The 12,393-nt window shown below is 56.8% G+C and carries 11 protein-coding genes; 3 read left to right on the forward strand and 8 right to left on the reverse strand.

Annotated elements, in window-relative coordinates:
- Positions 1–90 precede the first annotated feature (90 nt).
- Entirely contained in the window at positions 91–660 is a 570-nt protein-coding gene (locus FHT73_RS27775) for a hypothetical protein (RefSeq protein ID WP_183716252.1), read from the reverse strand.
- Between the two features lie 91 nt (positions 661–751).
- Between FHT73_RS27775 and treY the strand changes: the two genes are divergently transcribed.
- Positions 752–3,226 carry a malto-oligosyltrehalose synthase gene (treY, locus tag FHT73_RS27780; RefSeq protein WP_183716254.1) on the forward strand — a complete coding sequence of 825 codons (2,475 nt, stop codon included), beginning with the start codon at positions 752–754 and terminating at the stop codon, positions 3,224–3,226.
- 97 nt (positions 3,227–3,323) lie between these two features.
- Positions 3,324–5,474: a glycogen debranching protein GlgX gene (glgX, locus tag FHT73_RS27785; RefSeq protein WP_183716256.1), complete on the forward strand. Its 2,151-nt coding sequence runs from the start codon at positions 3,324–3,326 to the stop codon at positions 5,472–5,474.
- Positions 5,475–5,758: 284 nt separating this feature from the next.
- Here the strand turns inward: glgX and FHT73_RS27790 are convergent, their stop codons facing one another.
- Positions 5,759–6,025: a hypothetical protein gene (locus tag FHT73_RS27790; protein WP_183716258.1), complete on the reverse strand. Its 267-nt coding sequence runs from the start codon at positions 6,023–6,025 to the stop codon at positions 5,759–5,761.
- A gap of 274 nt (positions 6,026–6,299) precedes the next feature.
- Here FHT73_RS27790 and FHT73_RS27795 point away from each other — a divergent pair, with 274 nt between their 5' ends.
- A complete protein-coding gene (locus FHT73_RS27795; RefSeq protein ID WP_112610494.1) occupies positions 6,300–6,590 on the forward strand; it encodes a hypothetical protein in 291 nt (96 codons plus the stop codon).
- A 157-nt stretch (positions 6,591–6,747) separates the two neighbouring features.
- On the opposite strand, the gene FHT73_RS27800 is transcribed toward FHT73_RS27795, so the two are convergent.
- From FHT73_RS27800 to FHT73_RS29640, 6 genes are all read right to left on the reverse strand, one after another.
- Positions 6,748–6,951, reverse strand: coding sequence for a CsbD family protein (locus tag FHT73_RS27800; protein WP_112339664.1), 204 nt, complete (start codon positions 6,949–6,951; stop codon positions 6,748–6,750).
- A 26-nt stretch (positions 6,952–6,977) separates the two neighbouring features.
- Positions 6,978–9,071: a catalase gene (locus tag FHT73_RS27805; RefSeq protein WP_183716260.1), complete on the reverse strand. Its 2,094-nt coding sequence runs from the start codon at positions 9,069–9,071 to the stop codon at positions 6,978–6,980.
- Between the two features lie 88 nt (positions 9,072–9,159).
- The gene (locus tag FHT73_RS27810) at positions 9,160–9,597 is read right to left on the reverse strand and encodes a PPC domain-containing DNA-binding protein (protein ID WP_183716263.1); all 438 of its coding nucleotides are present in this window, start codon (positions 9,595–9,597) and stop codon (positions 9,160–9,162) included.
- Between the two features lie 371 nt (positions 9,598–9,968).
- Complete coding sequence (locus FHT73_RS27815; RefSeq protein WP_112339658.1) at positions 9,969–10,118, reverse strand: hypothetical protein; 150 nt, start codon at positions 10,116–10,118, stop codon at positions 9,969–9,971.
- Positions 10,119–11,040: 922 nt separating this feature from the next.
- Positions 11,041–11,283 (reverse strand): DUF2934 domain-containing protein, encoded by a 243-nt coding sequence (locus tag FHT73_RS27820; protein ID WP_183716265.1) that lies wholly within the window; start codon positions 11,281–11,283, stop codon positions 11,041–11,043.
- Entirely contained in the window at positions 11,252–11,512 is a 261-nt protein-coding gene (locus tag FHT73_RS29640; RefSeq protein ID WP_112401008.1) for a hypothetical protein, read from the reverse strand. The genes FHT73_RS27820 and FHT73_RS29640 overlap by 32 nt, the downstream gene beginning before the upstream one ends.
- Positions 11,513–12,393: the final 881 nt, after the last annotated feature.

The raw sequence follows: 12,393 nt of genomic DNA on the forward strand, positions 1-12,393 counted from the left end.
GTCACAACCTGGCGTGAAATCGCATTGTCCAGCGTGCTCTGACGTTCGGCGCACAAGCCCCTCCTTCGGCCAGAATCAGTTAAGGCGACGCTACCATTCGGGGCGACCATAGCTGCTATCCGGCGCATAGGGTAAAACACCGTCGTAACCCCACCCATATCGACCGCGAAAATCCGAAAGCGGCATGAGTTGAATGGCCGTTATTCCAAGGCGCTGCAAATGGTCGAGCTTTTCCATGGCCGCTAGAAACGTGCCAGCTTCGGTGAAGGCGCCGACATGCAATTCGTAGATGACGATTTCTTCCCAGCGGCGTCCCTTCCATCCCTGCGTTTGCCATTCGAACAATGGATCGATTAGCTCGCTCGGACCGTGGACGTCTTCGGGTTGAAAGCGCGAGGCAGGATCCGGCACGGCAAACCCGTCGCCCAGCACGAATTTATAGCGATCGCCGATCCGCGCATCCTTGACTTCGACGACATGCCACCCGTCCTGCCTCCGCCGCATGGTCCATTCCCCACGCTGCTCGATGCGGACAAGCACGCGCTCCGCCAAGGGCGCCCATAGGCGGAACAGGACGGCATTCTCGTTGAGTTGCGGTCCAAATGCGAAGTTGTGCTGCATGACATCCCGTCCGTCGATGACGTTGAAATTTTCCTGCATTCCAACGCATCTTGCTGAGAACGGTTCCTGAGGTGGGAACAGATCTCTTTCAGTCCCGTTCGTTAAGGCGGCCCGACGCAGCGAGGAAGCTATGACTGTCTTAACCTCTACCTATCGCCTGCAGTTTCGCGGAGATGTCACCTTCGACAGGGCAACGGAGTTGGTTCCCTATCTGAAGGATCTCGGCATCAGCCATGTCTATGCCTCGCCGATCTTTGCAGCCAAGAAGGGATCGACGCATGGATATGATGTCACGGATGCGAACGAGATCGACCCGGCGCTTGGCGGCCGCGCCGGGTTCGATGTTTTCTGCACGGCCTTGCAGCAGGCGAAGCTGGGCCTGATCCTCGATATCGTGCCCAACCATATGGCCGCCTCCGTCGAAAACCCGTGGTGGCGTGACGTGTTGCAGCGTGGACCGGGCAGTGCCTATGCCAGCCATTTCGATATCGACTGGCGCCGTAAGCTCACTTTGCCGCTTCTGGGGCGTCCGTTCGAGGAAAGTCTGGCCGCGGCGGACTTTCATCTTCGCTACGAGCCTACGGATGGGGGCATCTATTTGGTCTATTTCGACGATCTGCTTCCGCTCTCGATCGAAAGTGCCGAGCGGCTGACGGCGGACATAGGAACGGATGCGGAGCGGTTGCGCGCATTTTCGAACGATGCGGCCGCGATGAGAGAACTTCTCGCGGAACAGCACTGCCAATTGCTCTATTGGAAAGACGCCGCCGAAAACCTGAGCTATCGGCGCTTCTTCGAGGTGGCAGGTCTGGTCGGGATGCGAGTGGAGGACGCACGCGTCTTCAACGACACGCATCGGCTGATCATCGAATTGGTTCGCGCCGGACAGGTCCAAGGATTACGCGTCGACCATATCGACGGACTGGCCGATCCGAAGAGCTATCTAGAGCATTTGCGGCAGGCCATCGGCCCGGACATTTTCGTCGTAGTCGAGAAGATCCTTGCCCATGGCGAAACGCTGCCGGCGGATTGGCCGGTATCAGGAACGACCGGCTACGAGTTCATTGCCGCCATGGCCGATCTCTTCGTTGACGAAGAGGGATTACGCAAGTTGGACGCCGTTTACAGGTCCGTCAGCGCGGAAGATGCCGACTTTGCCGCAGGTTTGCGCAAGGCGAAGCTGCTGATGGTCGAGCGCAATTTTGCCGGCGAGATGAGGCGCCTGACGCAGCTGGCATGTTCGATTTTTCCCGATTTCGACGCGGGAGAAATATCGTTGGCACTTCGCGAGCTGCTGGTTGCCTTCCCGGTTTATCGTACCTACGGCTATCGGGGCGCTGCATCGTCTAACGACGCGGCGGTCATCGAGAGTGCCTGCGAGAACGCACGAAGCCGATTACCGGCCATTGATGTCCTCAATGCGCTCGGCCGTCTTTTGAAAGGGGAGGTTTCTGCAGCCCAAGCTCTGGAGTTTCGAGCCAGATTCCAGCAGCTCAGCGGTCCGATCATGGCAAAGGCGGTCGAGGACACGCTGTTTTATCGGTATGACCGCCTCATCGGGTTGAACGAGGTCGGAGGCGAGCCCCATGTGCCGCCGGGCTCGGTAGCGGGCTTTCATCAATTCATGACCGATCGATTTCGGCGGCAACCTCGCGGCCTTTCCGCGACATCGACGCATGATACCAAGCGGGGAGAAGACGCCCGCGCCCGCCTCTACAGCCTGACGCAGGATCCTGATGCGTGGATCGCCGGTGCCGAGCGGTGGCGCAGCATGAGTTCTCCTTTCCGCTCCAGCCTCGCAGATGGACTTGCGCCTGAGCCCAATGTCGAATGGATGCTTTACCAGGCACTGGCCGGCGTCTGGCCGCAGGAGATGGAAGTCGCCGATCGGAACGCGCTGCAGGAGCGGTTTTGCGCCTATGTCTTGAAAGCGATCCGAGAAGCCAAGCTCCGGACGGATTGGATGAATGAAAATCCTACCTACGAGCGTGCGGTTCAGACCTTTGCTGCCGCCTTGTTTTCGGAGGACAATCGGGAGTTCATCCGCGACTTTGACCGGACCCTGCGCCCTTTCATGGAGTTTGGCTTTCGCAACAGCCTGTCGCAATTGCTGATCAAGCTCACGGCTCCAGGCATTCCAGATATCTATCAGGGTACCGAGAGTCTGGATTTCAGCCTGGTCGATCCGGACAATCGAAGACCGGTCGACCATCTGTGGGCCGACACGGGAGCAGCCCACTCTCTCGCGTCGGATGCCGCGTCCTTGAAACGGCACATCCTCTGCAAGGTGCTGAGTTATCGCAATCAGCACCCCCTTCTTTTTCTTGAGGGCAAATATGTGCCCCTGGAAACCAGCGGGCCACGAGCGTCCAATCTCGTGGCCTTCGCGCGCGTTCACGAGCGGGAAATAGCGGTTACCATCGTGCCGCGTCTGGTCCGCATGCCTTCATCGGATTTCTGGCAAGACACCGCCGTCGTGATGCCGCGAGAGTTCAAGGGGCCGCTCTATGATCTCCTCACGGATCGGCCGGTCTCAGCCGACAACCTTCTCGCAGCGCAGCTGTTTGCCGATCATCCCGTCGCCCTTTTCGTTGGAGATAGGTGACGACCACGGCATCGGTTCATGCGTACTCCAACCGCAAGGCCGGAACAAAGCGCTTCGATTGGTGTTTATGCTGCGCAGCAACAATCACGAGGCTTCCATGACGCAAAGCGGCGGTAGGCATGCGATCGAGCCGGGCGATTACACGCGCCTGGGAGCAAATTATGATGGAGAGGGTGTCAATTTTGCGCTTTTCAGCGCCTATGCGGAAAAGGTGGAGCTTTGCCTTTTCGACGAAAGCGGAAAGCAGGAGATCGAACGGATCGCTCTGCCGGAATATACCCATGAGATCTGGCATGGCTATGTTCCAGGATTGAAGCCGGGCGCCTTATATGGCTACCGCGTGCATGGCCCGTTCGACCCGTTAAAAGGCCATCGTTTCAATGCGAACAAATTGCTTGTCGATCCCTACGCCCGCGAGCTTGTAGGCAACATAGAATGGTCGCAGGCCCAGTTCGCCTATGGTCTGGACGACGAACAAAAGGATCTTTCCTTCGACGAGACCGATAGCGCCGGACAGATGCCCAAATGCCGTGTCGTCGACCTGAAAAATGAAGCGCCCGATAAAAGGCCGACTGTCGCATGGCCTGACACCATTTTCTATGAGGCGCACGTCAAGGGAATGACGATGCTGCATCCGGCAATTCCGGAGCCGTTGCGTGGCACGTTTGACGGCTTTGGGCACGCAGCAGTCGTCGATTACATCAAGAGCCTCGGCATTACCTCGATCGAGCTCCTTCCCATCCATTTCTTTCCCGATGACAGTCATCTGCTCGACAAGGGTCTGCGCAACTATTGGGGCTACAACAGCCTTGCCTTCTTCGCGCCGGCAACGCGTTATTACGGGCCGAAAGGCCTCGAAGGCGTTCGCGACATGGTGCGTGCCTTTCACGATGCCGGTATCGAGGTCATCCTCGATGTCGTCTACAATCACACCGCGGAGGGCAATGAACTCGGTCCGACCCTTTCATTCAAAGGCATCGACAATTTCTCCTATTACCGGACCCTGCCGGATCAGCCCCGTTACTATATCAACGACACCGGCACCGGTAACACGATCAACACGTCGCATCCGCGCGTGCTGCAAATGGTGACGGACTCGCTACGCTATTGGGTCGAAGAAATGCATGTCGATGGCTTTCGTTTCGATCTCGGGACCATTCTTGGCCGTGAACCCCAGGGGTTCGACCAACGGAGCGGCTTCTTCGATGCAGTCGGCCAGGATCCGGTGCTTGCTAAAGTCAAGCTTGTCGGCGAGCCGTGGGACATCGGCCCCGGCGGTTATCAAGTGGGGGGATTTCCGCCGGGCTGGGCGGAATGGAATGACAAATATCGCGACACGGTACGGGATTACTGGAAGGGCACACCCGGCATGACAAGGGATTTTGCCGCCCGCATTTTAGGGTCAGGCGATGTTTATGATCTTCGCGGCCGCCGCCCATGGGCGAGCGTCAATTTCATCGCCGCCCATGATGGCTTCACGCTCAATGATCTCGTCTCCTATAACGAGAAGCATAATGAGGCGAATGGCGAAGATAACAATGATGGCCACAACGACAACCGTAGCTACAATTATGGCGCTGAAGGTCCGACGGACGATGAAGCCATCAATACCGTTCGGGAGCGCCAAAAGCGCAATTTTCTCGCAACCCTTTTTCTTTCGCATGGTACCCCGATGCTGCTGGCGGGTGATGAATCCGGCCGAAGCCAGATGGGCAACAACAATGGCTACTGTCAGGACAACGAACTTAGCTGGCTGCATTGGGACGATCGATATGGCAGCGCCGAAGCGCTTTATACTTTCGTCAAACGCCTGATCGCCTTGCGTCAGGCACATTCCATTCTCAGACGAGAAAATTGGCGCGATGGTCTGATTGTCACCTGGCTTAATCCGGGTGGTGGTGAGCGGACGGATGAGCAATGGGACGATGAAGCGAATACGGCGATCGGTTTGCGCCTATTGCGTGAGCAGCCATTCGAAGAGGGCTGGGATGATGTTCTGATCCTGTTCAACCCTCGCGATGGAGATGTCGACTTTACTTTGCCAGATGACAAACGCTGGGCGCCGGAACTGTCGACATCCGATCCAGATGAGCCGGATCGAGGCATGGTAGACAAGAAGCTCTTGAAACTTGAAGCCCGCAGCCTCTCGCTTTTGCGGTCAGCCAGAAACAAGCGTGGGAGAAAAGACGATGCACATCCAGGTCTTAGGAATGTGGAAGCTAGGATAGGGTCGCGTCATAGATCCTAGCCTCCATTCCAGCATCCATCATGAATCACAATTCTGATGACTTGGGAATCCACTCCGATTCCGATAAGCAATGGATCGCTCTAACGTTCCGATTACCTCAAAGAAATTGCCCTGCCGGGTGGGGCCAGGCAGGGCGGCTGCGTGGCAGTATTTGCGCGAGCGGGATTTGAACTGGAGTTCATTAAACTGCGCGCTTCAATCTATCATTGTGTGACAGTTTTGTGAATACTGCCATTCGCATCTAGGAATGGACATGTGGAACGAGAATTACGTTCCCGCACCGACTATTCGCAAACGGTTTCACGCACGACGACCCGATGATGATGGCGGTAGCCATAGCGCCTCTCCGTCCAGCACCGGCGATGATACCTATAGCGCGGAGCGTCATAGTATCCATCATCTGCGTAGGCCGGTCGATCGCGATAGTAGCGTGGCGGAGCCTCATAGTCGTAGCGCGGTCCAACTCCGTATTCAAAGTAGACCTGAGAGAATGCCGGCGATGCAGCCAAGGTCGCGGCGAGTGCCAATGCTGCGATTACAATTCTTTTCATGTCTTTCCATTCCAATTTACATAGGGCGGCGGCGCGCTAACCTGCGCCTTAGGCCTAATATGCCATGAGCGCTGCTCGTGGATACGGACCAAAGTCCCGGCTAAGCAAGGACTTAGGCCTCAGAGCTCATGAAAGCTCGGTTTGTTGGCGTAGGAACGGATGGACTCCGGCTTCTCAAAGCGTAAGATGAGGTATCGCCGCCAAGCGAATAAGTAGGCGGTGGCGACTGAGGGCTTATACGTGCTCCCGCCTGCAAGACCGAGGAAGCGGCATTATGCCCTTTCGGAAATACGCATCTATTCCAAATGATCCCAATTTCCGCGAAGCGTTATTGCTGTGGGCTCGAAAGCTTGTCAGGTCCGAGATGGTCGCAAAACGTGTGGCTCGGCGGACGATCGATGTGTTGTGCGACGATCCCAGCCTCCTCGACGGACGCGACATAAACGAAGCGATTTTCAAGCTTTTGCGCCGGCACGCGTTCGATGAGAACGAATTGTCGCCTGAGCAAAGCCTTCGCGGTGATGGCCTCGTCCGTCCCCGAGAAAGAGCCGATGTAGTCAAGTGAATGGGCCGTTGTCTGTCGGCAAATAGAGCTGCCTCGGGGTTCCGAGGCAGGGCTGTGAGGCTAAGCAATCAACCTCGAATGCGAACAGCTGGTTGGGGCAGATCCGTTCGCATAGTTAGATGGCCGCGACTTATGCCAAGCCGGTCCTCCGACATCCTTACCAAGTCTGGTGGCCATACCAATCGTCGACATCAGATTTGGCGCGGTCCGTCGCAAGTCCGTACCGCTCCTGGATCTTACCTTCGAGCTGATCCCGCTTTCCGGCGATTTGATCAAGATCGTCGTCGGTAAGCTTACCCCATTGCTCTTTGACCTTGCCTTTAAACTGCTTCCAGTTGCCTTCGACACGATTCCAATCCATGAGTGGCGGCATGGGTCGTCGGCTGTTCAGGCGAGCATGCGTATTTTGGGCTCGCGATCCCAATATCGCTTGGAAGCGGCCTCTATGAAGGAGCCGAGATCTACGACGCCGGCATCGGGTTGAATACCCGCTTTGTCGAGCAGCGCCTTGGCGGCTGCGTCATGACCGATGGCTTTCAAGTGTCCGAATGCATCCATGACCCACTGAACCGCCGCTCCCTCGTGTATCAAAGACGTTGCTCCCTCGTTTGAAAGAATGACGGCGATCGCGTCGAAAAGCTGCGAAGGTGAACCAAGGAGCTGTCCGTCGGCACGGATCGTATTTCCGTCGGAAAGCTTCGTCTCCCCGACCTTGGGTGCGACGATAAAGGGCCTCGCCTTGGCGTTGTTCAGGGCGCCGATGAGATCGGAGATAGTCTTGGCGTCGCTTCCGCCAGCGATCAATATGCCGATCTGCCGTCCTTCCAGCGTTTCTTTCATGTTTTTCTGAATGGAAAGAGCGGCGGACGCATCGAGCTCGATCGGTTCGCGCGCCGGCGAGTTCCTGGCCGGGTTGACAAGTCCCAGCCCGGCGGCAACGCGATTGGCGAGACCTGCATCGACGTTCAAGAGATTGCCGACCATGCGCGGAGGCACATGCGGCAGTTGCACTTTTGATAGCTCGAAGACGAAGGCGGAAGCAATGTGGGCCTGTTCTGACGGCGTCTGGGATTTCCAGAAGAGACGCGCCTGGCTGTAGTGGTCGGCAAAAAGTTCGGCACGCGCACGCCGCTTGTCGCTTTGTTCACCAGGAGCCGACGCATGCTCATAGGTGTGGAAGCCGGTTACAGGACATTCGCGGGGGCCTCCGGCTTCGCTATTCTCACTCAAACTGTTCGGTTCGTAATTGGCGCGGCCCTTCGGAATCTCCATTTGCATTTGCCCGTCGCGCTGGAAATTCATGACGGGACATTTCGGCGCGTTGATTGGCAATTGATGGAAATTGGCCGTCCCGAGACGGGATTTCTGCGTGTCGAGATAGCTGAAGAGACGACCTTGGAGCAGGGGATCGTTGGTGAAATCGACACCCGGTACGATGTTGGCCGGGCAGAACGCCACCTGTTCGGTTTCGGCAAAGAAATTGTCCGGGGTGCGATCGAGGACGAGGCGTCCGACGATCTTCAGCGGCAGGACTTCTTCCGGGATGATCTTGGTAGGGTCGAGGATGTCGTAGGGAAGGCTCTCTGCAAGGGCCTCGTCGAACAGCTGCAATCCGAACTCCCATTCCGGAAAGTGCCCGGCGGCGATCGCTTCGAAGAGATCGCGGCGATGATAGTCGTTATCGGCCGCCTGCAGTTTCAATGCCTCATCCCAGACCAGCGATTGCACGCCAAGCTTCGGTCTCCAGTGAAACTTCACGAATGTCGATTTGCCCGCATCGTTGACGAGGCGGAAGGTGTGAACGCCGAACCCTTGCATCATGCGGAAGGATCGGGGAATGGCGCGATCCGACATTGCCCACATCAGCATATGTGTGGATTCCGGCATCAGCGACGCCCAGTCCCAGAAGGTGTCATGGGCGGTGGCGGCCTGCGGATAGCCCCGGTCAGCTTCCATTTTAACGGCATGAACGAGGTCTGGAAACTTCATCGCGTCCTGGATGAAGAACACAGGGATGTTGTTGCCGACTAGGTCCCAATTGCCTTGCTTGGTATAGAACTTTACCGCGAAGCCGCGAACATCGCGCGGTGTGTCCACCGAGCCGGCGCCGCCGGCGACGGTTGAGAAGCGGACGAAAACCGGCGTCTTCTCGCCTTTGCGCTGAAAAAGATCGGCGCTCGTGATGTCCGAAAGGGGCTCATAAAGCTCAAAGAAGCCGTGCGCAGCCGATCCGCGGGCATGCCCGATCCTTTCGGGAATACGCTCGTGGTCGAAATGGAAGATCTTTTCACGCAGGACAAAGTCTTCTAGCAGGGTCGGGCCTCGGACACCGGATTTGAGGCTGTTCTGATTGTCGGAAACCCGAATGCCCTGGTTGGTCGTCAGATGATCGGCGCCCCCATGGGGGCCACTCTCGGGGATGTGCTGGTGTGTCTCGCCGCCTTCGCCGCGGGAAGTTTCGAAGGGTGTGTCTGTCGCCATAATGTCCTCCTTCTGCCGTCGGAACTGCAGACCGAACCTCTTTCGATCGGCAATGTTCCGCTTGATTTGAGATTGGTATCCGACGATCTCAAAGCTCGATCAGTGCGATGCCGAGATCCTTCCGATGGCGACGATGCAGCGCTACCGGCGTTTCGATGATGGTCGCTTCCAAGGTCGGATGCACGACACCTTCAAGGAAATGACCGCCGCGCGTCGAGCCATCTCTGAGACCCAAGACGGCATGAAGATGGAGGCTCGCCTTGCCATCGTCGCCCGTCGCAATATCACCGATCAGGTTCAGCACCTCGCACTGTTCGGCAACGAGAATCTTGCGATAGCTGCAGTCGGCGAAATCGAACCAGCCGACGGTCGCATGTTCAAAGGCGCCGATTGCGGTGATTGAAGCTGCGGTCAACCCCTGTTCGGTTGGGAATGCGGCAAGCGTCGCGAATGCTTCCTCATTCGCGTCGAGAACGACGACATAGGTCTTCTGCCCGTTTTGAAGATCGATTTTCTTGTGATGCATGGCATCGCCTCCATGTTGCCTGTCGTGATCGATGCCTGCCAAGACTGCCCCAGCCGTTGACGGCAGCTTAGGCAGGGCCACTCTGCCGACCTTTGGCGTGACGCATTGCTTCCTCTGTTGAATTCGGCGATCCGAAATCCTTGGAACGTCGAAGGGTCAGAACCACCTGGAGCCTCGCAGGTTCCATTGGCGTGAGGACTCTTCGTCGTGCAGGGAACCTGAGGGTCGGATGAGGGTTGGCGAGGGCAAACGATCAGCGAAAGGACCTGAGAAGGAAAAGGCGCATGCCTCCTCATCCCAGGCCTCCATTTCCAGCACAGCGGCAGTCAGCCCGGACACTCGGTGCGATGCGCGGCCCAGCGTTCTTGTTTCTAATGGTGCTTGAAATATTGCACTTCGCGCTCGTGCTTTTCTGCCGCCTCACGGGTCTTGAAAGTCCCAAGGTTTTTACGCCTGTGCGTCTTGGGATCGAGCTTGCGCGAGTAAAGGCGATATTCGCCTGACTTCAGTTTGCGGATCATGGCAGCGTCTCCTTTCCTTTTGATTATAACCTCAAGGAGTGATTTCGGTTCCCGGCGCAGGCTGATGCCTGGTGGATTATCTCGGCCATGGCAGGGATATGTCGATAAAGGGATTGCCGTCCTTATATGTCCTCCAAATTCATACTCTAGCGAAATTCCGGGAACATGCGGCCCTTGGCATGGTCGGCCCATAGACAGCAACGAAGAGCTTGATGATGAAAAAGCTTGCGGCCATCACGTTCGGTGCTGCGGTTTTCGCAACGGCATCGTTTGCTCAGGCCTCGTCGGCGCGATGATCGACGAAGGTGTGTCGGAGGAGGAGGCGAATTTATATGGCGAGGGAATTCGCTGCGGCGGGTCCTGGTCGCCGCCCGCGTGGACGATGATCGCGTAGCGTGAGCTCAATCGATCCTTCAGGCCCATGCAGTCAATGCGGATGAGCGGCGCGCAAGCTATGTCGAGCAGGGAGGTTCTTGGAAATGCACAGGATTTCCAATCGACTGTCGCAATCCGCATCTCGGCTGCGCACGAACGCCGATAGCTGCTCGTCGGCAGCTATCGGCTCTTCGGCAGGAGAACCGAAAGGAAGGCGGGGAACCCTTCCGGTTATAGAACCGCGCGCCTTTGAGAAAGTTCCTGATGACAGTTGAATAGAGGTGTGATCGTCCCTTTGGCGCTCGTATGTCCCGCCGGAACTTTAGCGTCGTCGATTTGCGTGAGTAGGGGACCATTCGAGTGCGGGCATCGGTCTCGCAAGGGCCAGTACGGGCGGAAATGATTGTTGCGATATAGACTTGTCTCCATCAGGGAACCACCTACTGGCTGCGCCCTGCAAGAGAATTCACGAGATTTCGGGCCGCTGCTCCGTCGTCGGATGGAGCCCGGTTTGTAGTCTCTGCGGGCCGACGACCCTGGAAACAGGTTATTCACGAATGGGTCGCGGGCCTTTGGCACGAGTAGTTTTCTTCTCTTTACGGTCATGCGGTCCCGAACCATTGCTTTTCAGGTCCTCTGACTTGTCGATCTCTCGCTCGGTTCGCTCATGCTGTTCTTCGGCGCGTTGCCAATGATCAAGGTGCCGTCCCTCCGGTCGACCCTCTTCCTCCCAGATTCTGTAGGCACGCTCACGACGCTTATCCGAGTTTTTGTCTTCGTGATTGGCCACGGAAGTTCCTCCTGGTTTTTATCGGAAAGTCATTCGTCAGTTCGCTAAATGACGGAGACCGACGTTTCGCAGCCATGAGCAAATCGAGCTCGATCGATGATGGGCCGAAACGAAGGAAAAGGTTTTCGGCCATGGCATCATCGAGACCATATTTCTTTTGGAAATCCTCCAGCGAATAGGGGTTGCCCCTTACCAGTCGGCGCCGCTCCAAAGGCCGTTGCGTTTCCATATTGCGTCATCTCCTCGCGTAGCTCAGCAAAATCGCTGGCGAGACTGAAAGTTCCCCACAGCGCGAAATATTGTGAAAGAGCACGCACGGCCTGGGCGAGCTATTGGGCTACGTATCAGCGCTCCAACGTCGCGGAACCAGATAGACGCAATGCGCGGTTCACCATGGCCTTTGCGTCGCGATCGAGCAAGGCAGACCTGTCGCGCTGCGCTAAACGCACCCATATCTGCCGCATGACGTTGTCGAAGGGAGCGTCAGCATGCCTCCTATCGCAGCAAGGATGTCTATTTAACGGCTTGGTCTTTTGGCTCGCTGAAGGAGACCTCTCCGATAACCTCTAGATTGCCGGACCTCGTACCAGCATGCGGCCCGGCACTTTCCGCTCACCAGGTTTGACGATCGTACCAATTATCGACGTCGGACCGCGCCCTTACTTGCTTCCAGTCCATTGCATTGTCTCCTCATTGTTTCTCAGGGGACAACGCGTTTCATTTGTATTGGTTCGAGCGAATGCGCCATGCTTTGAGCCGCCGCCTTCCACCTTCTGCACTGCACAGCGCCAGGGGCTCGCAATCTTTGTCAATTCGAACCTTCCGACGTGAAGATTATCGAGCTTCTTCCTTGCCTTAAAGGAAGCCGATACGCGAATTGACGAGGCGCTCCACGGTGCGGCTAGACGCTTGTGCTTGAAAAAATCGTATTGCGACACATTTTTAGACAATAGAGCAATGCTCGTGGTCCAGCTGGAGGAAGGATTGGCAATCCTCATGTCTCCCTCATAGCCTCGTGGCTATGCGCTGTCCGGTGTTTAAACCCCAACCTGCTTCCCATCCAAGCTGGTCGGCGCTCGGCAAGCAGCTTTCGAGACAAGGCTGCTGGCG

Source organism: Rhizobium sp. BK098 (assembly GCF_014193155.1).
In the GTDB taxonomy this organism is placed as follows: Bacteria; Pseudomonadota; Alphaproteobacteria; order Rhizobiales; family Rhizobiaceae; genus Rhizobium.

What these genes read in the sequence shown, in the direction of transcription:
- FHT73_RS27800 (WP_112339664.1), bottom strand. Translation starts at nt 6,951, where the DNA reads ATGGATTGGAATCGTGTCGAAGGCAACTGGAAGCAGTTTAAAGGCAAG.
- treY (WP_183716254.1), top strand. Translation starts at nt 752, where the DNA reads ATGACTGTCTTAACCTCTACCTATCGCCTGCAGTTTCGCGGAGATGTC.
- FHT73_RS27775 (WP_183716252.1), bottom strand. Translation starts at nt 660, where the DNA reads ATGCAGGAAAATTTCAACGTCATCGACGGACGGGATGTCATGCAGCAC.
- FHT73_RS27810 (WP_183716263.1), bottom strand. Translation starts at nt 9,597, where the DNA reads ATGCATCACAAGAAAATCGATCTTCAAAACGGGCAGAAGACCTATGTC.
- FHT73_RS29640 (WP_112401008.1), bottom strand. Translation starts at nt 11,512, where the DNA reads ATGGAAACGCAACGGCCTTTGGAGCGGCGCCGACTGGTAAGGGGCAAC.
- FHT73_RS27815 (WP_112339658.1), bottom strand. Translation starts at nt 10,118, where the DNA reads ATGATCCGCAAACTGAAGTCAGGCGAATATCGCCTTTACTCGCGCAAG.
- FHT73_RS27790 (WP_183716258.1), bottom strand. Translation starts at nt 6,025, where the DNA reads ATGAAAAGAATTGTAATCGCAGCATTGGCACTCGCCGCGACCTTGGCT.
- FHT73_RS27795 (WP_112610494.1), top strand. Translation starts at nt 6,300, where the DNA reads ATGCCCTTTCGGAAATACGCATCTATTCCAAATGATCCCAATTTCCGC.
- FHT73_RS27805 (WP_183716260.1), bottom strand. Translation starts at nt 9,071, where the DNA reads ATGGCGACAGACACACCCTTCGAAACTTCCCGCGGCGAAGGCGGCGAG.
- glgX (WP_183716256.1), top strand. Translation starts at nt 3,324, where the DNA reads ATGACGCAAAGCGGCGGTAGGCATGCGATCGAGCCGGGCGATTACACG.